The sequence below is a fragment of the Moraxella lacunata genome (genome assembly GCF_002027545.1).
Lineage (GTDB): Bacteria > Pseudomonadota > Gammaproteobacteria > Pseudomonadales > Moraxellaceae > Moraxella > Moraxella lacunata.
Genome location: NZ_MXAN01000100.1, coordinates 1 through 23674, shown reverse-complemented (window position 1 = coordinate 23674; position 23674 = coordinate 1). Strand labels below are relative to the sequence as shown.

The following is a 23674-nucleotide window of genomic DNA, read 5'->3' as shown; positions in this document are numbered from 1 at the left end:
TTGGAAAGAGGTCTAATAAAAACTTGTCTGATAGAATGACTATCAGCCTTTGTTTTTTTTCTTGAAAAACCTGCGACTTTTCTCATTTTTCATTGTAAATACCAAAGGCAGGCACGCCCTATAAAAATGATGAAAATTATTGACATTGAAATTTAATAAAATATTCATAATCATCATCACGGCTTAGCTCAGGCGAACCTGTGCCGAGTATCGTGCCGACCACTTTTGCCCCTTGTTCCATGACTCGCCCCATGCGTTCGTCCATCACGCCATTGTAGGTGGTGGTGTCATTGATGACGACAGGGGTTTTGTAACCGCATTGGGCTTTGGCGGACGCTAGGGCGTTGTTTTGGGCGGTGGCTTTGGTTTTACCCAGTCCCGTGGTTTCAAACGTGTTATCCGCCCGAGCGATGACAGGGTTGGTGGGCGTGCTTTGGCAAGCGGTCAAGCCCATGGCAACTAAGGCGATGGCACCGACAGAGCGTAGGGTGGTGATGTTCATAATGTATTCCTAATAAAATATAAAGTGTGTTATTAATGACATGCTAATATGCATAACCATGCTTAACCATTTTAACAAAAGTTATTTTCTTATTATTATCACAATGGTAATGTTTTGTCTTTATATTTATTTAACATAATCCATTTTTAAAAGTGCAGCCATAAAACCCTAAAATCAATACAAGCCTAATGATATGTCGATGTAGGGGCGTGCTGAGCACGTCCTTTGACGATATCAATTTTTATGGGCGTGCAAAACAGTCCTGCAAAGCCTGTGGAGAATATTCAATTCGTTAGGCGTAATAAAATAAAAACCATCCACATGATTTTACCCCATAAATTTTTACAAAAATACACAAATTTTTGGTACAATGGTTTTATTTTAAATCGAATTGTTATTTTAAACCAAATAAGGAAAAACCCATGCCAGTCGGTGATGTTAGTCTTGTGCCATTGTTGCCCATTGATGGTGTAAAAATCGGCATTTGTGAAGCGGGTGTACGCTATACAAACCGTCGTGATTTGACGGTGTTCAAGATAGATGACGAGGCGAGCGTGACGGTCGTTACCACGCAAAACCACTTTGTGGCAGCCCCTGTGCAAATTGTGCGTAAACATATCCAAACGCACACGCCACGCTATCTACTCATCAATACAGGCAACGCCAATGCAGGTACAGGGCAGGACGGCTTGGACAGGGCGTTGGCGACTTGTCAGGCGTTGGCGGAAAAAGCAGGCGTGAATGCGTGCGAAGTGCTACCGTACTCCACAGGCGTGATAGGCGAGACTTTGCCGAGCGAGAGGATTATTGCAGGACTGGATAAGGCATTGGCGGATTTGATTGCCGATAACTGGCTAAACGCTGCCCACAGTATCATGACGACCGACACCACTCCCAAAGGGTATAGCGTACAGACCACGATAGACGGCACGACTTACACGGTAACAGGCATCAGCAAAGGGGCGGGGATGATACGCCCGAACATGGCGACCATGCTTGGCTTTGTGGCGACAGATGCTTGTATCAGCCCAAAGCTACTCCAAAAAATCTTGGTGGATTTGACCAATCAATCCTTTAACCGCATTACCATTGACGGCGATACGTCCACCAACGACTGCTGTACGCTCATCGCCACAGGCAAGGTGGGCGATTTGATAGACAGCGAAAACCACGCCAATTATCAAGCCATTTATCAAGCTATCAAAGAAGTAATGCTAAAAATTGCTCAGCTCATCGTGCGAGATGGCGAAGGGGCGACTAAATTTATCACGGTCAAGGTAACAGGCGGTAAGACCACGGACGACTGTGCCAAAGTCGCCTATGCGGTGGCTCATTCGCCCCTTGTCAAGACGGCATTTTTTGCGTCCGACCCGAACTGGGGGCGGATTTTGGCGGCAGTGGGCTATGCGGGCGTGCCATTTGACCAAAGCCGTGTGAGTGTATCGCTCGATGAGATTGCCATTTGTCAGCGTGGCGGACTGGCGGACGGCTATACCGAAGAGCAGGGGCAGGCGGTGATGAGTCGCCCTGAGATAACGGTCAGCATTGATTTGGGGCAGGGCGATTGCACCGATACGGTCTATACTTGCGATTTGTCGCATGAATATGTGAGTATCAATGCTGATTACCGTAGCTAATTCCCTAGCTGCCATTGCCACGATTATGTCATTGGCGTGGTGTAAACTGCCCCAAATTGTATGTAGCCACTACACCCAAGAAACTTTAAAATTACCACAAACGTAATGATGTTTGGGTGTAGGGGTGGGCGTGCTGTGCACGCCTATAAAAATGGTATATTATCAAAGGACGTGCGGAGCCAATCCCTACAAAGCCTGTGGTAAATATCAAGTTTGTTAGGTGTAAGTTAATTTAAAAAACTATTTGTAAAAATCATCACAAACTTCTAAAATATCGCTCTTTTCTATCATTCGAGATACACCATGAGAAAGATTTCTATTCTACTAACCATCGCTTTATCTGTCTTTATCCTACAAGGCTGTGTACATAAAGTCGTAACCACTCCTGCCAAAGTCGCCTACAAGACCACCAAAGGTGTGGTTAAAGGCACAGCAAAAGTGGTCGGAGCGGTCATTCCTGATGGCGATAAAAAAGATGGTAAAGATGATGATTAAACATTAAAGAATAGTTACAATTTAGCAAAATCATAAACACAACATTGGGATAAAAAACCGTTCTAATGTTGTGTTTTTGTAATTATCAGGGCGGATAATATTACAAAACCAGTCGTTTTAAGGTTTTTTCTTTATAATAGCCGGTTTTGAAACGGACTTAGGTTGAGATTTTTTAATCGTATATTGTTTGATAATTTATAAAACTAAATGAAATATTAAACAATTTTAATGGTTAACCAATTTTAATGATTAAGCAATTTTAAATTAAGTTCGTTTTTGTTTGCAAATGCATTGTAAATTTAGGTGTTTTATGACAAAAACAAATAAAATGAAAAAATCTTGATGATTGTCGGGGTTTTGTTAATCGTGGTTTTGGTGGCGGTGCTACTGTTCTTGTTCCGCCCTATGGCGACCAAACCAGTGAAATTGGCAGGCGATGAGCCTGTGGTGGACATGGTGCTGGTGGGTGGTGGTATCATGTCGGCAACGCTTGGTGCGTATCTGTCGGAGCTTGAACCGACGTGGAAAATCCAAATGTACGAACGCCTTGATAAAGTTGCCCAAGAAAGCTCAAACGGCTTTCATAACGCAGGCACGGGGCATTCAGGCTTTATGGAGATGAACTATACCGCTGAAGCCGAAGACGGTAGTATCTCGATTGAGCGTGCCGAAAAAACTGCCGTGCAGTTTGAGATTTCCAAGCAGTTTTGGACGCACCAAGTCAAAAACGGAGCATTGGGCGACCCCAAAACATTCATCAATCCTGTGCCACACATTGCCTTTGTGTGGGGCGATAACGTGGACTTTTTAAAACGTCGCCACGAAGTCATGATAAAATCCCCTTTGTTTAGCGACATGATTTATAGCGAAGACAAGGCAGAGATAGGGCAATGGGCACCGCTCGTTACCAAAGGGCGTGATGACAGCCAAAAAATCGCCGCCACTCGCATGGACATCGGTACGTATGTAAACTATGGAGCAATCACCACACAGCTCATCAATCATTTGGGCAAAAACAGTAATTTTAACTTGTAAGTTAGCACCGAAGTTACGGGCATTAGCCGTAATGATGACGGCACGTGGACGGTGAGTGTCAAAAATCTTGCTGATAACAGCGTCTCGCACACCAAGACTCGCCGTGTCTTTATCGGGGCAGGGGGTGCAGCGATAAAAATGCTACAAATGACAGGACTGCCTGAGAGTAAATATTATGCAGGATTCCCTGTGGGCGGTCTGTTCTTGATGACCGATAACCCTGATGTGGTCAATGCTCACACCGCCAAAGTCTATGGACGTGCCGAACTTGGAGCACCGCCCATGAGCGTGCCACACATCGATACTCGTTATATTGACGGCAAAAAATACGTGCTGTTTGGACCTTTTGCTACGTATTCAAATAAATTTTTAAAAAATGGCTCGCAAACTGACTTATTGGCATCAGCGACCAAAGATAACGCCTTGCCTATGGCGGCGGTGGGGCTTGATAATTTGGATTTGGTAAAATATCTGGTCAGTCAAGTATCACTCTCGCCTGAACAAAAAATGGCGGAACTGCGTAAATATTATCCAGAAGCCAAGCAAGCCGACTGGATAGAAAATCAAGGCGGTCAGCGTGTGCAAATCATCAAAAAACTGCCAAATGAGCCTGCCAAATTGCAGTTTGGTACAGAGATTTTTGCATCCCAAGACGGCACGCTTAGTGCCTTGCTCGGTGCCTCACCGGGGGCGTCTACATCGCCAAACATGATGCTTGATTTGTTGGCAAAATCTTTCCCTGATGAAGTGCAGGGCAAATGGAATGCCAAACTTTTGGAGATTATTCCGTCTTATGGGCAGGATTTGGCAAAAAATCCAGAACTGCTTGATGAAGTGCGTACCGACACCAGTCGCACATTGGGTCTGGTCTATACATCAAAAACTCAAAGTACTCCCGAGCCACAGGATAGTGCAGACGTGCCAGAGCCGACTAAGTTTGTGCCGTCTCCTGACGCCAAAGAGCCGGTGGTGGAAGTGGGCGAAGAGAGCCAAACCGAGCCTAAAAAAGTAGCATAAACAACATAAATACAAAAACAAAGGGTGAGTGATTGCCCTTTATTTTTTATTAAGTAGTTATGGAATTTAATATTTGCCCAGTGGCTATAATTTAAACAGGCCGATAATTTAAATAAACCAAAAACATGACAAAATTTTTACGTTTTTTGCAAGGCATTAGCTGGGCGGTACTCATCATGCTTGGGGTATATCTTTGGATATTTGATTGGGGTGTGGGCTATCTGGCACTTACTGTCATCATCGCAGGCGTACTAACATATCTGTCAAGCAAAAACATCATCAAAGGGCAAGGCATTGCATGGATGGCGATAGCGGTACTGTTTGGCGTAAATATCTGGGCGTGTTACGAGCTACACGCCCACAAAGCACGCCATGACACGGGCGAGCGGTGGTCGCAGTATGGGGCGTTATAAGGAAATTGCAATTACTTTCATTGGGTTGCAAAAATACCGTAATCTTTGGAGAGCGAATGCAATTCACTCTCCAAGGCGTGTGGTAGTTTTGCAATTCGGTGGGTATATACAAAAGCAAACTTGATAAGTCTAAACTTATCAAGTTTGCAATACTGTATTTAATAGCTTGTGGGGTGGGTAATTATATGATCGGTGTAAGATGATCGAAGTTTGGCAGGATTACAATCTGATTTGCATGAAAACTTGCCAAATCACGATTATTTTCCGTGGTCTGTAATTTTGCGACCTCCACCAAGTCATTACCACCTTGACGAGGTCCATTTTGGTCAAAATATAGACTACCAGTTTGTGTGTTTAGCACAAATACTGGTGCTGGTAATACATCTTCATCATGAGCATAAGCATGATATTCGTCTAAGTTTGACACCTTGTATAAAGCTTTGTAATCATCATCGGCAAATTCTAATAATTGATCAAGTCCACGCTTATCATCATATTCATCAAACCAATGATAGCCACTGATATTTACACCGGCAATCGTTTCACTAAAATCATCCAACCCGTTCAAACCATTGGTAATGACAGAGTTGTCTGTATTAGCACTCACAAAATCATAATTAATTCCCAGTTGTTCGGCTGAAAATACCAAATAATCTTCATCTAAAGCAAGGCTTGGGTTATCAATGTGGAAATTGTATATTTTATCAATGTTGTTAGTATTGGAATACCCAACGCCGCCAATACCACGATTGACATCAATCAGGAAATAATCATTGTCATTTGCACCGTACATACTATCATTGCCAGTACCACCGTACATTAACGAGGCATCCTCATCATCTGTCGCCCAACCACTGGCGTGTTCTGCTATTAACTCTCTAATATTTTGTGGGATGTCAGGAAGGGTATAACCATAATGCTCAATATTAGCCAACTTGGTGCCAATCAATACATCATCACCAAAACTTCCCAATAAAACATCTTTATCTGCACCACCAATGATGTAATCAACATCAGTCCCGCCAATCAATACATTATTACCAGCATTACCAACTAAATAGTGGGTGCCCGATAATCCTGATGCAGAGAGATTAAAATTCTCACTAGGGCTCCAAACATCGTCTTTTAGAATGCCGACTTCGACATTTTCTGGCAACCTATAGTTATTGCCACCCAAAAATGGAAGATACCCATCTAGATGAATTTGATTGCCTGTAATAACAACAGCATCCAACTCACCTTCATTTTGATATTCAATTACTTTATCTTTGTTACTATTAATAAAATAAGTGTCATTTCCTAAACCTCCATATAAAGTATCATTTCCCTCATTTCTCCACTCAAGGCTCTCCCCCACAATTTCTTTGAACTTACCTAAAGAATAATCTTTAAACATTCCCTTAAAAATATCTTTTGCATTAGTCAAAACCAAATCCCAAGAAATAGCAGAAGCCCCTTTCTTTATACTATGTAATTGCTCCAAAACAAATAAGATATCTTTACTATTTTGGAATTTAGACAACAACTCATCAAAGCCCTTATCCACAAAAGCATTAGCCCATGTCTCAACCTTTACCCACTCTTCAACAGGGAATGCCATCTTTAGTAACTCCCTAAAGCTAGTAATTTTATTCGGCTTATCCAAAGTATCATCTCCGGCCCCAGCATATAATGTATCAGAACCTGTCCCGCCTGCCAATTCATCATCATTTTCACTACCAAATAATGCATCATTATCAATACCAGCATTTAAGGTATCTTTTCCTAGACCACCAAACATCACTTGATATGTTACAAATTGTGTTAATGTATCTGCAAAAATATCCAAAACCTCAAATGCATTATTTAAACCTGAATAAAGTTTTGACAAATCTCCGCCAGAAGCCTCTTTAAAGTCTTTCATGCTTTCCAAACCAGTAAATAGACTCATCATTATTTTTGCCAACGATGCCAAAGAATACTCTGCATCATCTTGAGAAACTTTCATTGTATCTATATTAAAGGGAATAAATACACGGGTATCGCCAGCAAATCTATTTGCTTCGCCGCCAAAGTATAGCTGATATTTATTTAACTCCAAATCAAAATGTCGAGCCAAATCCTTAAATGCATCCAACTTGCTATACTGCCCAGATAAAGTATCAAAAGTATCTTTTACCAAAGAAAACTTATCAATTCCCAACCATCCACTCTTTGCAATATTATGAATATTCACAACATGCCCTTTATTAATCCCAGTATCAGCAGACCAACTATTATCCCACTCAAATTGAGTTAAGCGACTATCAAAATTTCCTATTGGATTAAAAATATCCCCATTATCATAAGGATTAGCGGAATAAGTGACACCCTTATAATTTACCCCAAATTGACCATCACTATGCTCATTCATATAGCGCTCAACTGTACCACCTCCCATATCATGACCTGCTACATAGACAGTCTTAATAGAATGACTATATTTTTGTAGATATTTATCCACTGCTGAAATAATTGGTGCAAATGATTGATATAGTTCGTCACTGCTTGCCGACTTTCCTTCATCTTTTGCAAAAGAAATAAACAAAGCATCTTGTACAATCGCAACAGTCGCCTGCCCAAATTCAGAATGATAAATATTGCCTTCAAATTTTTGAGCATCCAACCCCAATACATCTCCACGCAAGAATTGCAATCCAGCTTCTTGCATGTCGATTTCTGATGGTTTCACAATACTCATATTTGCAGTTTCAGAATTATATTGTACAGCATCAACCATACGCCACAATGTCGAATAATACCCTCCATTTTCCAAATCATTAAAAATTTGTTCTGATGTTTTTAATGGCTTAATTTCAATTTCGCCATCAGCAAATACCAATTTCTCAATATTGACCAAAGTATCTGTACCTTCATTGCCCCTTAAGGCAGTCACAATGGTTTGTCCACCTTGCTGCTCAACTTTATAGTCAGCTTTGTTTAGTAGATATTTCGCAATATCTTGTCCTTCACCACCATCAATCTTGTCATTGCCACGACCGCCCACAATCACATCATCACCTTCACCTGCATCAATCGTATCGTGTGTGGCTTTTTCCAATACATGACTGTTATTCACTGCAAAAGTTTGTGTGCCTTTGAGTGTTAGCATTTTTTCTTGGTCACCTGATTCTGCCAATTCATGATAATGCACGCCATCACCTGATGAATAGCCCGCACGAGCAACTGTGCCGCCTAGACCACTTGACCCACCACTAGCTTCACCAGTTGTCCACTGAATATCTTCATAATGATAGACAATATCAAAATTACCGTTGTCTTTTCCAACTAATTGGATTTGGAAAGCATTGGTCTTATCTGTCCGAGAAGAATAATACCCAACATCGTCCCATGTTACTGTCAAGGTTTTATTTTCTGCATTTAAGTCATACCAAACTAAATTACTACCCGTAGAATTTCCACCCTGCGAAACAGTTGTTTCTCCACCGTTAGTATCCACATCTGCCCAAAATGCGGCAATGATTGGATTATTTACTCCACCATCAATTTGATTTGGCGTATACTGTCCAGAGGGACCGTTGAAAGTGATATTACCATTATTATTAATATATAATGATGTATATTTTGTACCAAAGAAATTCAATCCTTCTTCACCAAATACCGAAGTAATATCAATTTTTCCAGTGGAACCATCATCATTTCTATCCAAAAAGGATTCACCAAAGCCCTTTTCGCCACCTAGATTATTAACCAAACGCAAACTTGATGTTTGATTTGGCAGATTACTATCGTTCGGGCTTGTTGTATTATTCTCTGTTGCATCATCAAGTGGATCTATTTCCAAAGCACCTTCATCTCCCCAGATTTCATCGTTTCCATCTTCAGCACGAATCTCATCATTCCCCAAACCACCGATGATACGATCATCTGTACGATAACCATTGAGTTTGTTATTACGCTCATCTCCTTCGACTAGACGGAATCCATCTTGAATTGATGAAATCAATTCAGTTGATTCAACATAAGTTGCCCCTGTAATAGGCTTACTTTGACCAGAATCATCAATGCACATCGCATCAATTGATGTATCCAAGGAGATTCCTTTCAAATCAATATTTGGATTAGTTGTAATTAAAGCCCCTTTTCCACTTACTGAATTTACACCACCTAACTGCCCTAATTCAGTAAAAGAAAGTTTGGTGTTATTTAATCCAATATGACCAATACCCGTAAGCTGAAGTTCGCTCAGATCAACAGTTTGCTCAGATTCAGTCTTATTATCAATCCGCAATGTACTTAAGCCATCACCTTTAACTGTTTTAAATCCTTGTAACTGCGTTGCAGTAAACTTCACATCTGAACGCAAAACCACATGTTCAATACCTGACAAGTCATAATTACTTAAATCCGCATTCCCATACACATATAAAGTATCTTCACCATCGCCACCACGAATAATTTCAACAGCGCCATTATTGTCTTCATTTAAGTTTTGACCATTTAGTGAACTCAATGCCACACCTAATAACTCTGCGTCCTCATCGCTATCTAGTTTACCACCTAAAGTCAAATCACCAACAATGATAAACTTATCATCGCCTGCACCGCCATCCATAATGTCGGTGCCAGCACCACCCCGTAAAATATCATTGTTTGTGCCACCAGTTAGAATATCATCACCTGTACCACCAAAAATGTAATATTGATCATTACTATCGATAAATCCCAATGTATTATTTTGGTCATCACCGGTTAGTGTTGTTTTTTCTAAAACATCTTTTACATCAATAGTGAATTCTTTGCTAAAACTTAAATCCTCATCTATAACCTTGATGGAAATATCTAACTGTTTTTCTGTTTCGTAATCTATCACGTGATCGTCTTTAACTCTTAAAAGCCATCAATAATCTCAAAGCGAGGGTCGTTTATTTGATAGGCATAATCAGTAAATTTGTCATCAGATATATAAACCGATCCTAAAGATCTTTCATTTTCAAGAATGCTATTGATGCTTAAGGTGATGTCAGTTGGTGCTTCATTAATGTCATTGATAAGAATGCTAAAACTTTGCTTGTGTGATAAGCCATTTTGATTAATGGCTGATATTTCAATGGCAACACTTCTTTCTGCCTCATGGTCTAAAACTATGCCATTTTTAAGTTTTAATTGGTTGTTTAGAATCTCAAATCTGTCATCATTAACCATGTATGTGTAGCTATCTGTATTATCAACACTCAAAGTGCCAATAACTGCCCCTGTTGCATGTTCATCAACATTTAAATTAGAAAGTAGAATCTCTATTGGTGTATTACTAGGAGGGTGGACTGGATTGGGCGTAATTTGAGAGGTAGACAAGGAGGTACCTCCCTTGTCATCCGAACCCCCACTTGCAAGAGCGACACCACCCACTCCCAATAAGCCAAGCAGATAAGGTGTGTAATTAGTCTCAGCAATCACAGCACCAAGTGTGGCGGTGGCTGTAGACTCTACTGGTGAGATGATGTATGGGGCAAATTGATCGTTGGAAACACCAATTATTTGAACATCATCGGTGATGAAGTAGTCTTTGATGACAAGATAGGTTTCATCGTCATCAGTTGTTTTGATGACCAGATCATTACCCTTTTTGGCGGTGCGTAGTTGTTTTGGAGACAGTTTGGTGTCCTTATTCAAGATGACGAAACCAACATTTGGCACTGCTTGAACTGACATGCTTTGATTGTCAATATCAAAGGTGCTGATTACTTTTTGCGAAGATACGATATTTACGGTTGTATTTTTCATGAGAGCCTCTTGCTTGATGAAAATTTATGAAATTGCTACTTGTCATAACCGAGCATGACTGTTTTTGGCAGATATAGTTATATCATAAATTTTCAGAAGCATCGTTCAAATTTCCGACGTTTTAATAGATTTGTTTGCAGGCAAAAATTTTACTTTTTTACAACACGCCAAAACCACCATCTAGATAAGACCCAGCCTAGCCCATAAGATAATGCCAGCCATTGCCAAATTTGATTGATGGTAAGATTATCGCTAACGCTTATGCCAAAAAAGCCGATGCCCCATAGTCCAATCATGGTAAATATGAAAGCCGACCAACCATGTCCAATGGCTCTTAGATAAAAAGCATTTAGACTGGCAGTACACTCAAAAACACCTCGCAATATCAATAAAGGTAATGCACCAAATATCAGCTCTTGTGAAAAAGTATCAATGTGGTAGTAGCCAACCCATAATGAGCCTGTACCATAGATGACTAACCCCGCCACCACGGCAAATCCTAAGAGTATCATTTCAGCGTATTTTATGGTTTTTAAGGTGGTGATGGAAGGGTTGGGATAACGCTGTCCAAGCCAAATGCTCATGGCAATCATCACTGCAATTGGCAGGGATAAAAACAAATCATAAATGTTGTTCATAATCTCATGAGCGGCAAGCATACCTTCATTGGCTATTGCCAGTAGGCTGACAATGATGGGAAAAAGCGAATATTCAGCCAAATAACTGGCACCAATGGGCAGTCCATAACCAAGTAATTGTTTAATCTCTGACCAGTTTATCCAAAGTCTGATGGCGTGATTGCTGTGCAGATAAGGTTGAATATGTTGATAGCTGATACGCCCAACAATGAGAAAAACTAGCCAATAATACAGATTGGTAGATAGAGCTGTACCAGTCGTGCCTTGCCATGAAGTGCCAAAATATCCCTGCACGCATCCGTAGCCGATAATTATTTTAAAAGGCAGTGCCATCCATAAAATCTTAAAGACCACATCAGACATATCGATTGCTTGCAAATAAGCGACCAATATACGAATGCCTAACACGGCGGGCACACCCATGGTAATGACATATAGATACTGGACTGCTAAGGTCTTTAAGTCATCGCTAATGGACAGATGGCGAATGCCTAGACTGCTAAACCATAACAGCCCCCATGCTACCATTGTCATGATGACTAATAACCAAACAGACTGTATCAGTAATGATGCAATGCCTGTATTGTCATTTTTTCCAAAGCGTTGAGCAACAGCATAGCTTAGCCCTTGAAGTACGCCCTTGGCGGTTAAAATCCACAGTCCATAAAACGCATTGGCAAGAGCATAACCTGCAATATTTGCGCTGGACACTCCACTCAATAGGTAGGTATCAATAACAGGGATAATGACCAGTACCATCTGGGTGAGCCAGATTGAACCAATCTGCTTAAACAAATTGGGGGTGACCGCATCCTGATGAGTGCTAGACATGATTGACGCCCAAGGTTTGCACTAAGATTAATGTGGACAAGCCAATGCCTTCATGAAAACAATAATTGCCATGCTCATCGGTCATTTTCCAATAAGAGATGTACTGCCCTGATACGCTGGGCGTGATGAATTCAACTGAGAGTGTGATACATTCGCCAGGGTGTGTTGTGGGGATGGCGATTTGATTGGTTAGGGGCGTAAAATGATAGTCGGCGGATGTTTGGTTATTAGGATAGATAACGTCTGCTTTGGGATTTTGGCAGGTCAAAAAACGATTTTGCCACACGGTACGCCCCACATTTTGGATTGTCCAGCTTTTGACAAATCGGGTATTGGGAGCGATGAGCAGACCATCAGGCGGTGTTTCGGTGACAAAAGCACTGGCGTCTAATTTGCCTGTATGAGTGCTGTTGGTAAAGTGCTGTTTTGGAATGATGGCATTAATCGTGCCAACATCAAAATCCGCCCATTTCATCTGCAATAATATCTGCGGATGTACGCCCATCGTCCGTGCCAGACTGATGATTTGACTCATGCGGGCATCTTTGGTAGGGTCTAATAAGGTATAGAGTGTGGCTTTGGCAAGCCCAGCGTTACTGGCCAGTCGTTCCATGCTAACGTCGTGCTGTGAGCAGTACTGACGAACATAAACGCCCAAGTTGGACATGAGTTTAGGGCAGGGTTGCTTATGCTGGGTCATATAAGATACCAAATAAAAGAATGATTAAAACATCTGTAACATAACTTTTTATCCTATAATAAATATGACACAAAAAGCAACAAAAATACACGTTATTTTTAAAAATCGTCAGAATTTTGAACGATGTTATTTTTAAATCATTTCTCCTTATCTATTTTGAAAATAAATAATTTAACACCATCATCTATCGCACGCCCATTTATTCATCAACCCCTTTTATAATCCGTCAAATCCACCACCGTATCACAATAATGCCGTGTCAAATCGTGGTCGTGGCTCACCATGACAAGCGTACAGTTTTGGGTGCGACAGGCGTGCGTGAGTAAGTCTAGCGTGGTTTTTTGGGTGATGGGGTCTAGGCGGTTTGTTACTTCATCGGCAAACAGCAACACAGGTTTTATCATCAGTGCACGCATGATGGCGATGCGTTGCAATTCGCCCCCAGAGACGTTTTGGCTGGTGCGGTTTAGCAGGTCAGGGTGGAGCTGTAAGGCGTCCATGAGTGGGGCGATTTGTGATTTATCTGGTTTGTGGCGTTTGACCACGTCATTGATGAGCGTGCCTAATGTGATGTTTTGGGCAAAGGCAGATGGCGGGTCTTGGTAGAGTTTTAGTACTTGGTGGCGTTTGGGTGTGGTGTGCCACATCATCGTCCCTTTGGACGGCGTGATAAGACCACAGATGGCGTCCCCAAGTGAGCTTTTGCCAATGCCACTATCACCGATAAGTCCGACCGCTTGTCCTGCGTGCAACGTGATGTTTAGTCCGCTAAATAATTCTTTGTTACCACGACTGATGGCCACATCGTGTAAACTGAGCAAGGGTGTGTCAGTGGGGGCAATATCCGCCTTTACCCATGTGGCAGGGTTGGCACTCATCAGCTCTTTGGCATAGTCTGATTGGGGGTTTTGTAGGACATCGGTGGCTTGTCCTTGTTCTAAAAGCTTGCCTTTTTTCATGACCATTAACAGGTCGTTGTTGCCACTTAGGCATCTGGCAACTTCAATGTCGTGGGTGATGGTTAACAGACATCCGCCTTGTTTAGCGACTTGGGCAAGCATGTCGACGACAGCGATTTTATTGGTGCGATCAAGCCCTTTGGTTGGCTCATCAGCGATGACCATGTATGCTCCGCTCACGGTGGCAGAGGCAAAGGACGCACGTTGTGCCATGCCCCCTGATAACTCGTGGGGATAGTGGTCTTTGGCGTGGGCTAAGGATAATTGTTCTAAGGTGCGTAACGTGGCCTGTTTGGCAGTGGCGTTATCGGCTTTTTTGACAAAATACAGACTCTCCCAAATCTGACGGAACACCGTCATGGTGGGGTCAAGCGAACGCACTGGCTCTTGGGGAAGCATGGTCAAATCACGCCCCCACAGTTTGGCAAATTGACGCCCATCAAGCTCACCTTGTCCGTCATGAAATGTCTTGCCATTGATGATGATTTGCCCCTTGACCATCAAGCCCTTAGGCAGTGCTCCCATAAGTGCTTGGGCAAGTAGGCTTTTGCCTGAACCTGTCTCCCCTAAGATGGTCAAATTTTGCCCTTGTTTGATGATCAGACTGATGGATTCAATCAGACAAACACCGTCTTTGGTGTGAACGGATAAGTCATTGACTTGGATTAAGACATTTTGTGGTGATTGGGTGTCTGGCATGATTAGCCGTCCTGTTTGCCTGATAATAATTGAAAAGAAAGCACAAGTAAAAACACGGTCATGATGGGCAAAAAGAACACCAAAGGGGCTTCATAATAATAAGGAAACAACTCAGTCATCATAAGCCCCAGCTCAGCGGTGGGCGGTTTTAGGCCGACATTGATAAAGCCCAGCGTGGCAAGGGCAAGCACCGCATTACCCGCCCCAAATGCCGAAAGTGTCCACATCACAGGGGCAAGTCTGGGCAGGTAGTGGCGTTTGATTATATACCAAAGTCCCATGTCCATGAGTGTGCTGGCTTGCACTTCACCAGAATGGCGTAGGTTTAGACTCATCGCTCTTGTCATCTTAAAAAACTCAACCCACATGACCAGTGACACGCCCAAGTACAGAGACCAAAAACTGTTGGGGGCGATGGACGCAAACAATAAAATGAACAAAAGCCCTGGCAGTGCCATGACACAATCACAAATAAAGCCAAAAAACTTATCCAAAATGCCACCAAAAATCCCTGCCAGCAAACCAAATAACAACCCAAAAATGAGTGCCATCCCAACCGAACCGACAATCAGTGAAAAGGACAGGGCAATGGCGGCAGCGAGCCGTGCCATCATGTCACGCCCCAGATGGTCAGTACCAAAGGGGTGTTCACCACTGGGGGCAGACAAGATGACATCTAAGTTTTGTAGTGCCATGTCATGGGGGCGTAACAGCGGACTGGCATAGGCAAAGATGAGCAATGTCGCCAGTATGACAGCACCGATGCGTTGGGCAGGCGTGAGTTTTTTTAGTATGTTCATGATAAGCAGTTTAAAGGTAAATCTGGGGTTGTGTTATTTTAATTTAACACGTGGGTCAATGAGCCGATTGAGAATATCAAGCACCGTATTTAGCATAACAAACAACGCCCCCATGACCAAAGCTGTGCCTTGTATCATAGGAACGTCTCTGGCGATGATGGCGTGAACCAAGGCATGACCGATGCCCGGCCAGGCAAATAAACTCTCCACGATAACCACGCCTTCAATCAGATAAATGAGTTGCACGCCATGATAAGCAACAATGGGAATGGCAAGATTACGCATGCCATGCCGTCTAAATGCTTGCCAAGAACTAAGCCCCTTTAATTTGGCAAATTCATAATAAGTGGCATGAAACACCGCCACCGCCGCATTGCGACTGACACGAATGGAAACAGCCGACAGACCCAAAGCAAGGGTGAGAGCAGGCAATACGTAGTTAATGGGTTTGCCATAGCCAACGGCAGGCAACCATTTTAATTGCACCGCAAAAATGGTCATCAGTAACACACCAATGATAAAGGCAGGGGCGGAGCGAAGGAGCGTGGCAATAAATAAAGTAAAACGGTCAAAAATACCATTAGGTCGCAAGGCAGAGAGTATGCCTATCGGTGGGGCGATGATAAGTGAAATGACCAAAGCGACCAATGCCAATGCCAATGTATGCCCAAACTGGTGAGATATCTCTGCCCATACGCTTGCCCCACTGACAAGCGAGTTACCCAAATCCAAGCGAAGTAAGTCAGCGAACCATCTCAAATACTGCTCATGCCACGCCAAATCAAGCCCCAGCTCAGCACGCACTTGGCTGGCAGAGCTTGCCGTTACTTGGTCATAACCGTAGCGAGATGCCGCAATGCGATACGCCATGTCCCCTGGTAGGTTTCGCATAAGAACAAAGGTCAAAGTACCGACTGACCAGACAACCAAGAGTAGTTGGATAAGCTGTGATGTGAGTAGTTTTAGCATGATAATAATGATAAGCAAAATCGGGCTATCATAATTTTTATTGATGATAAAAGCAAATGTAATAACATAATATTTTTTTAAAATAGAAAGCCCCACGCATGGCATGGGGTTTGGTGTTTAGATTTGGGTGGGTGGAGTGTTGGGATTTGCAGGGGTAAAGACCTGTTCGTCCAAATGCTCCGTGCGACTTGCCAGACCACATTTAAAGCAATAATGATTAAAGGTGCTTTTGCGAGTGGTGCAATTTGAACAATATTCAAACAAATGTATCCCACAATGCGGACAAAAGTCCAAATCGGTGTTATTGAAATCGAGCGAGCGTTCACAGCTTGGACAAATGCCCTTGCCGATTTTGATGTGAGCTTCATCATAATCCATATGTTGTTGGCGTTCGTTGCTGGATAAGGCTTCTTCGACTCGTTTGCGTTCTAGATAGGCGTTCATCGCTCCAATGGCGTATTTGCCGATGACGACCGTTACGATAATCCCCACGCCATAGCGAACATAACCGCCATAGTTGGGTAGATACGGCACCAATTCCACAAAAAACACAAACAGGGCAAAAAACGTAAAGCCCCACACAAACGGCCATGCGTTAGTATGGCGATAGCGTTTAAACAGATAACCTGCCAATAATAACAGTGGCAAGGTAATCATCAAGCGATAAATAAATACCTGCAATTCGGTGCGGTTATTATGGCGGTTGTAGCCGTCCATAGCGTCCGCTTCCATGAGTATGATTTGGGTTTCGATGTTCTCTACCGTCTGCCGTCTGTCTAGTTGGCGTTTTTCTATGGCGGACAGCTCACTTTGTAAGGCTTGTTCTTGGGCTTTTAGCTCATCAAGCTCGCTTGTGCGTTTGATGACTTCGGGGTTTTGGTCGGATTGCTCGGTAACAGAACGTGTGGCAAGCCAGTTGTCAAAAGTCTCACGGGCGTTTGTGTTTTCACTTTGTTTTTGGGTTAGCTCATGGCTTTTTTGTTCCCATTCGTGAGTGATGTCTTGCTCTTGTTGTTCGGCTTGGGTCAGCTCGTCTTTTAGCTGGTTGTAGGCAGGACGGTCGGCGACAAAATCAGATAATTCCACAGGGTCGGTGCTAATCATCGGCAAATCCGCCACGATTTTGCTCCCTAGTCCAATCAAAAAGCCGGCAAAAATTATCGCCACAATCCACAAAAAGACATTAAACCATTTTTCAGGTTGTCGCCCTGCGGTTTTGGCTTTGGGGGTGGGCTTGAATTTGGCTCTACCTTTTTTGTTCACGCTTTGTTCGCTCATGACAAGCTCCAATGATGAAAAAATGACGAGATGATGGGGTCGGCATTGGTAATTTCCCAAGGGGTAACAACCGTGAGTGTCTTATCGCTCGTGGCAGGCGTGGCGTTGTCTGTGGCGGTAGTCGCCTTGTCGTCATTACCGCAGGCGGTCAAGGCAAGGGCGGCGGCAAGTGAGCAGGCTAGGGCGGTGTATTTAAAAGTCATGATAAAGTCCTAAGGTCAGCCAAATGGCAAAAAGTAAGCTATGTTATTAAATCTCTTTCCAAACTAAAAATAAACCTTTATAAGTATTGGGGTTGAAGTTTTTAAAAATCCACAAAAATCGGGGTTTGGAAAGAAGTCTATTATATAACTTACAAAAATACAAGCCGCTTATAAATAAAAAATGAACGAGCGTTGGAAATAAAAGAGTTTTTTAGGGAAAATGCGTGGGGATTGGAGTTAAATATTTAAAAAATTATTTAACATAATCCTATCTTTTTCTTAAAAACTTTATAAAGGAAAATTCCAATTTTTTCATTTTACCAAACTTTCCCCACGCTCTAATTTGCCAAACCCAAAAACCTTTTTCACTTTATACCAAATTTATTTAACATAATCAATTTTGGCTAGTAATTTATTAAAATAGAAAAAATTAAAATATAAACACACCATTATTTACCATGGAAAATTGAAAAATTCATTATTGGTAATTATTTGAAATGGCAGGGGGAATTGGATTTGTTACTTTAATCTCAACTTAAATGGTAATTTATTGATTACCCCATAATTATTTTTTGGGTTGTAGGGACGAATTATAATCATCTAACTTCAAAATACACCCATTGGCAGTAAGGTGCGTATTACGCACCAATAAGATTTTTCATTTAAAAAGTGTGTGGTACGCACCTTACCATGCGACAAATAAATTTTTAAAATTTAGCATTGGTGCAAATTGGGGTTAATTGACTATAAAACCAAAAACCCCAATCCATGACAGATTGGGGTTGGTACATTTTGGGGCAATTTTTTGTATGATTAACGCTCTAAAATACAAGTAACGCCTTGACCGCCAGCGGCACAGATAGAAATCAAGGCACGCCCTGAACCTTTTTGGGCGAGCAATTTGGCGGCGGTTGCCAAGATACGTCCGCCTGTGGCAGCAAAGGGGTGTCCTGCGGCAAGGCTTGACCCATTGACATTGAGCTTACTGCGGTCAATGCTACCAAGTGGCTTATCTAACCCCAAGCGGTTTTTGCAGAAGTTTTCATCTTCCCAAGCAGCCAGAGTAGAGAGTACTTGACTGGCGAAGGCTTCATGAATTTCATAAAAATCAAAGTCTTGTAAGGTCAGACCAGCACGAGCGAGCATTTTTGGTACGGCATAGGCAGGTGCCATAAGCAGTCCTTCGGTCAGTCCATTTTTACCCACAAAGTCCACAGCCGCCGTTTGCTGATGTGTGATGTAGGCAAGTGGTTCAAAGCCATGTTGGCTCGCCCAGTCATCATTGGCAAGTAGCACACAAGACGCACCGTCTGTCAGTGGCGTGGAGTTACCTGCGGTCATGGTTGGGTTGGCGTTACGCTTACCAAAGGCAGGTTTTAGCGTGGCAAGTTTGTCCAGCGTGGTGTCTGCACGCAAGTTATTATCACGGTTTAGCCCCTTGTAAGGGGTCATCAAATCATCAAAAAATCCCGTATCATACGCACGAGCCAGATTTTGATGGCTGTTAAATGCTAGCTCATCTTGGGCTTCACGGCTGATGTTCCATTCTAGGGCGGTGATGGCTTGGTGTTCGCCCATAGATAGGCGAGTGCGTGGCTCGCCATTGGCAGGGAATGCCAGTAGGTCTTTGGGGTTGATGTGGGTTAGGGCGGTTAGGCGAGCTTTGGCGGTTTTGGCGTTATTGATGGCAAGCAAGGGCTTACGAATGCCGTCCCCGAGTGCAATCGGTGCGTCCGATGTCGTGTCCGTCCCGCCTGCGATACCGCTATCGATGATACTCAGTGCGATTTTGTTGGCAACGGCAAACGTGGCTTGCAGACCTGTGCCACACGCCTGCGAGATGTCATAGGCAGGGGTCGTGGGCGATAGGGCGGTGTTTAGCAGGGCTTCACGGGTTAGGTTCAAATCACGGCTATGCTTTAAGACCGTGCCAGCAACCACTTCGCCAATCTCTTTGTCCGCCAAATCAAAGCGAGCAACCAAACCGTCCAATACCGATGAGAGCATATCGATATTACTGGCGTCTGCGTACGCACCATTTGAGCGAGCAAAGGGAATGCGGTTTCCGCCAAGAATGGCAACTTTTTTGATGGTCATGACTTATCCTTAATGAAATGAATTGATAAAGGTAAAAGGCTGATTTAGCTTATCCTAGCTTATCATTATTTGACTTAAAAGGGAAAATGTTTTTTGCTTTATTAAATAATTTTTTGTTATTTATTTAAAATATATAACTTATTTTTATAATAGAGAAAATTTTGTGCCAACATTTATTTTTATGCTAGAATGGGGCTTATTGTATTGACAAACAAAAGGATACTCCTATGAGCGATCGTTATGGTGAATTGGTGCAATCAGGTCTGGGTAGAACTGTTGCAAAAAATCTAGGTTTACCCACACCCATTAAACTTGACCGCTTTGAAGTGGGTCAGCCTGTGGTGCGTGGCGAAGTGGCATTTGGGGCGGTCGGCGACAGTGATGTGAGCCGTAGTGTAAATGAGATTTTGACCGCATTGGACGCCAAAATCACCACTGCCGATAAGCTAGATGACCGCCTAACAGACGAGAACGTGCGTTTTAAAGTGGCGATTTTTGATGTTACCAACATCAAAGACACGGACGGCTTAAAGGCGGTGTATGAATTTTTCCATAAAATCGCTCGCCGTATCAAACCGTCTGGTCGGATTGTACTGATTGCTCGTCCGTCTTGTTGTACAGGCACGGACATTGATTTTGCTTTGGCACAACGGGCGGTGTTAGGATTTGTTAAATCAGTCGCCAAAGAGTTCAAAAAAGGCATTACCGCCAATGTGCTATACACCCAAATCGGTGCCGAAGAGCACCTAGACCACGCCTTACGCTTTTTTATGTCGGCAAAATCGGCATATGTGTCAGGGCAAGCGGTCTATATCAAGGACAATGGCGATGAGATCTCATTGGTTGATTTTGACGAAACCAAACCCCTAAAAGGCAAAAAAATCCTAGTAACAGGGGCGAGTCGCGGCATTGGCGAGTCGGTTGCCAAAGTGTTGGCACGAGACGGGGCAGAGCTGTACTGCTTGGACGTGCCTGCGTCTTTGGCAGATTTACAAAAAGTTGCGGGCAATTTGGGCGGTCATGCCTTACCACTGGACATTACCCAAACGGACGCTGGCGAGCAGATTTTAAAGGCGTGTGGCGTGTTGGACGGTGTGGTACATAACGCTGGCGTTACCCGTGATAAGACCCTAGCCAACATGAGTGCTGACAAATGGGATTTGGTGTTAAACATCAACCTAAAAGCCATTAGCACCATTAATAACTACCTGCTTACCAATAACGGCTTGTCCGAGTCGGCTCGTATCGTCTGCGTGTCTAGTATCTCAGGCATTGCCGGCAATCTAGGGCAAACCAACTACGCCATGAGTAAGGCAGGGGTTATCGGTCTGGTTGAAGCAACCGCCAAGAGCCTAGACGGTTCGGCACGCCGTATCAATGCGGTCGCCCCTGGATTTATCGAGACCAAGATGACCGGTGCCATTCCCTTTGCCATTCGTGAAGCCGGTCGCCGTATGAACTCGATGAGTCAAGGCGGTGAGCCTGTGGACGTGGCAGAGACGATATCGTGGCTACTGTCGCCAAAAGCGTCAGGGCTTAATGGCAACGTGGTGCGTGTGTGCGGTCAAAGCGTGCTTGGGGCGTGATTTTATTCATTGGTAAATTTTGATGTGAAACATATAAACCGTACACTTGTACATTTTTGATTTACATTCCCCCAAAAATCCATTAAAATTTACCAAAAATTATTCTATATTAGACTTCTTTCCAAACCCCGATTTTTGTGGATTTTTAAAATCTTCAACCCCAATACTTATAAAGGTTTATTTTTAGTTTGGAAAGAGATTTATTTAAAGGTATGATATGGCAGAACAAAATTTTAAAGAATTGCCAAAAATGCACACCACTTACGCCAATGTTATCAAAAGTTTGATTCCGCATGGCGACAACCGAGCAGGGGCATTGCCTGATTCGGTGTATGCAGTGGACAAACTCGCCATTGACCAGAACAATTTGCGAGACTATCGGCGAATCTGTGGGTTTATTGATGATGGGCGTGTACCGCCAACGTATTTTGCGGTGCTGTCGCAGACGTTGCAGATGAACATGATGGCAAAGCCTGATTTTCCTTTTGCCATGCTTGGGCTGGTGCATTTAGAAAACAGCGTTACGCAGTATCGTCCGATTTTTGATACCGAAACGGTCAAGATGAGCGTGCGACTTGATAACCTAACCCCCCATGACAAGGGGCAGACCTTTGATTTTATCACCGAAGTGCATATCGATGATGAGTTGGTGTGGCAGGGGACATCAACCTATCTGTCTCGCCAAAAAAAGCCCGTCGATGAACGCACGGTCAAATCTGTGCCTGAGAGTGTGGCACGCTTAGAGCCTGATGATAACGGTTGGGCGGAGCTGATTAATATCCCAGAAGACATCGGACGGCGGTATGCGTTCGTGTCGGGGGATTTTAACCTAATCCATTTGCACCCCTTATCGGCTCGGGCGTTTGGCTTTCCTAAGGCAATCGCTCATGGTATGTGGTCAAAGGCGGCGAGCATTGCTCAATTTTATGATTTGCCAAAGGCGTACCGAGTGGACGTGTCATTTAAAACACCCATTTTCTTGCCGTCCAAGATTGACTTTGTGGCACGCCAAGAGAGCGATGGGCGAGCCTTTGCCCTGTATGCGGCAGGCACGGAAAAACCGCATTTACTCGGTAAAATTACGTTTTTATGATGGGTGAAAAAGACATACTGAGTATGTCTTTTTTATTTTTATTGAGTGTAAATTTGAGTTCAAAAGGGTGAGGTTTATAAAATTGCTATTTTTTTATGGAAAAATAAAGATGTTTAAAAAATCTATTATTCCCATTTTATGCTCATCACTTCTATTATTGGGTTGTGATTTTAGACCAGCTCATAAAGTCATAGCATATCAAGAAGAAGTAAAACTATCCGATGGTAGTTTTATTTGGGTGGATATTAAAAGGCATTATAGATTAAATCTCTTTCCAAACTAAAAATAAACCCTTATAAGTATTGGGGTTGAAGTTTTTAAAAATCCANNTGGAAAGAAGTCTATTAGCAGGAGAACCTTTTCAAAAAGCAAACTATTTACCCAGTATTGTAGAGATTAGTTGGGATACGGGGTTTCTTGGGGTGGTGGTGCGTCTGGTGTTTTAACCAAAAATGGGGAATTGTATGCTTGGGGAAGTCATGATGGTATGTTTGGAATGGGCAAATCTACAGATGAATATCCTAGCCGTGATGATGTTTTGACGGTGCAAAAATCGCTGTTTACAACCCATTAAATTTATTATAGAATAAAAATCATTCTTTTTTTATCAAGGTAACAGGAGTCATTTATGCAAGCGACTATGAAAGATGTGTTTTATCATACCTTCCCCGTCAGAGCCTTGCCCGCTCTTTTTTATGCCTGTCTGTTACTCTAACTGCCTGTAGCGACAAACACCCCACCGCCAACATTCCCGATACGCCATTAGAAAAACCTTTAGATATTATCATAGAACCTAAAAAAGTAGCGAGACAACGAATTGGGCAGCAGGCATTAAAGAGGATGGGACATTATGGACTTGGGGAAGTGGTCCGGGCAAAATCAGAGCCACCACCACAGGCAATCCTGTAGACCCTACTCCTATGCCAGTAGAGGGCATTAATAGTTCCGTAAGGTGCGTA

Annotated in this window: 16 protein-coding genes and 1 pseudogene; 6 read left to right on the top strand and 11 right to left on the bottom strand. The window is 42.9% G+C overall.

The window, feature by feature from the left end; all coding sequences use genetic code 11:
- Positions 1 to 136: 136 nt before the first annotated feature.
- A complete protein-coding gene (locus B5J94_RS12470; protein WP_062498992.1) occupies positions 137 to 502 on the bottom strand; it encodes a hypothetical protein in 366 nt (121 codons plus the stop codon).
- Positions 503 to 924: 422 nt separating this feature from the next.
- Here B5J94_RS12470 and argJ point away from each other — a divergent pair, with 422 nt between their 5' ends.
- The 4 genes and pseudogenes from argJ to B5J94_RS12450 all read left to right on the top strand — a co-directional run bounded on the left by argJ (position 925) and on the right by B5J94_RS12450 (position 5099).
- A complete protein-coding gene (gene argJ, locus B5J94_RS12465) occupies positions 925 to 2139 on the top strand; it encodes a bifunctional glutamate N-acetyltransferase/amino-acid acetyltransferase ArgJ (RefSeq protein ID WP_062498993.1) in 1215 nt (404 codons plus the stop codon).
- A gap of 303 nt (positions 2140 to 2442) precedes the next feature.
- Positions 2443 to 2634, top strand: a complete 192-nt coding sequence (locus B5J94_RS12460) for an NF038104 family lipoprotein (protein WP_062498994.1) — start codon at positions 2443 to 2445, stop codon at positions 2632 to 2634.
- A 342-nt stretch (positions 2635 to 2976) separates the two neighbouring features.
- A pseudogene (gene mqo, locus B5J94_RS12455) lies at positions 2977 to 4590 on the top strand (malate dehydrogenase (quinone)); the annotation flags it as partial.
- Positions 4591 to 4811: 221 nt separating this feature from the next.
- Positions 4812 to 5099 (top strand): hypothetical protein, encoded by a 288-nt coding sequence (locus B5J94_RS12450; RefSeq protein WP_062498995.1) that lies wholly within the window; start codon positions 4812 to 4814, stop codon positions 5097 to 5099.
- A gap of 181 nt (positions 5100 to 5280) precedes the next feature.
- On the opposite strand, the gene B5J94_RS12445 is transcribed toward B5J94_RS12450, so the two are convergent.
- The 10 genes from B5J94_RS12445 to B5J94_RS12400 form a co-directional block, all read right to left on the bottom strand.
- A complete protein-coding gene (locus B5J94_RS12445; protein WP_062498996.1) occupies positions 5281 to 9951 on the bottom strand; it encodes a nidogen-like domain-containing protein in 4671 nt (1556 codons plus the stop codon).
- 17 nt (positions 9952 to 9968) lie between these two features.
- Positions 9969 to 10862, bottom strand: coding sequence for a hypothetical protein (locus B5J94_RS12440; RefSeq protein WP_062498997.1), 894 nt, complete (start codon positions 10860 to 10862; stop codon positions 9969 to 9971).
- 149 nt (positions 10863 to 11011) lie between these two features.
- Positions 11012 to 12331: an MATE family efflux transporter gene (locus tag B5J94_RS12435; protein WP_062498998.1), complete on the bottom strand. Its 1320-nt coding sequence runs from the start codon at positions 12329 to 12331 to the stop codon at positions 11012 to 11014.
- Positions 12324 to 13031, bottom strand: a complete 708-nt coding sequence (locus tag B5J94_RS12430; protein ID WP_062498999.1) for an NBR1-Ig-like domain-containing protein — start codon at positions 13029 to 13031, stop codon at positions 12324 to 12326. Before B5J94_RS12430 ends, B5J94_RS12435 begins: the two co-directional genes overlap by 8 nt.
- A gap of 206 nt (positions 13032 to 13237) precedes the next feature.
- Positions 13238 to 14689 carry an ABC transporter ATP-binding protein gene (locus B5J94_RS12425; protein ID WP_062499000.1) on the bottom strand — a complete coding sequence of 484 codons (1452 nt, stop codon included), beginning with the start codon at positions 14687 to 14689 and terminating at the stop codon, positions 13238 to 13240.
- Positions 14690 to 14691: 2 nt separating this feature from the next.
- Complete coding sequence (locus B5J94_RS12420; RefSeq protein ID WP_062499001.1) at positions 14692 to 15489, bottom strand: ABC transporter permease; 798 nt, start codon at positions 15487 to 15489, stop codon at positions 14692 to 14694.
- Between the two features lie 33 nt (positions 15490 to 15522).
- A complete protein-coding gene (locus B5J94_RS12415) occupies positions 15523 to 16458 on the bottom strand; it encodes an ABC transporter permease (RefSeq protein WP_062499003.1) in 936 nt (311 codons plus the stop codon).
- 117 nt (positions 16459 to 16575) lie between these two features.
- Complete coding sequence (locus tag B5J94_RS12410; RefSeq protein WP_174519807.1) at positions 16576 to 17736, bottom strand: serine endopeptidase; 1161 nt, start codon at positions 17734 to 17736, stop codon at positions 16576 to 16578.
- Positions 17733 to 17939, bottom strand: a complete 207-nt coding sequence (locus B5J94_RS12405; RefSeq protein ID WP_062499002.1) for a hypothetical protein — start codon at positions 17937 to 17939, stop codon at positions 17733 to 17735. The genes B5J94_RS12410 and B5J94_RS12405 overlap by 4 nt, the downstream gene beginning before the upstream one ends.
- 813 nt (positions 17940 to 18752) lie before the next feature.
- Entirely contained in the window at positions 18753 to 20036 is a 1284-nt protein-coding gene (locus B5J94_RS12400; RefSeq protein ID WP_062501293.1) for an acetyl-CoA C-acetyltransferase, read from the bottom strand.
- Between the two features lie 227 nt (positions 20037 to 20263).
- Between B5J94_RS12400 and B5J94_RS12395 the strand changes: the two genes are divergently transcribed.
- The gene (locus B5J94_RS12395; protein ID WP_062501291.1) at positions 20264 to 21622 is read left to right on the top strand and encodes a 3-oxoacyl-ACP reductase; all 1359 of its coding nucleotides are present in this window, start codon (positions 20264 to 20266) and stop codon (positions 21620 to 21622) included.
- Between the two features lie 217 nt (positions 21623 to 21839).
- Positions 21840 to 22715 carry a MaoC/PaaZ C-terminal domain-containing protein gene (locus B5J94_RS12390; RefSeq protein ID WP_062501687.1) on the top strand — a complete coding sequence of 292 codons (876 nt, stop codon included), beginning with the start codon at positions 21840 to 21842 and terminating at the stop codon, positions 22713 to 22715.
- Positions 22716 to 23674: the final 959 nt, after the last annotated feature.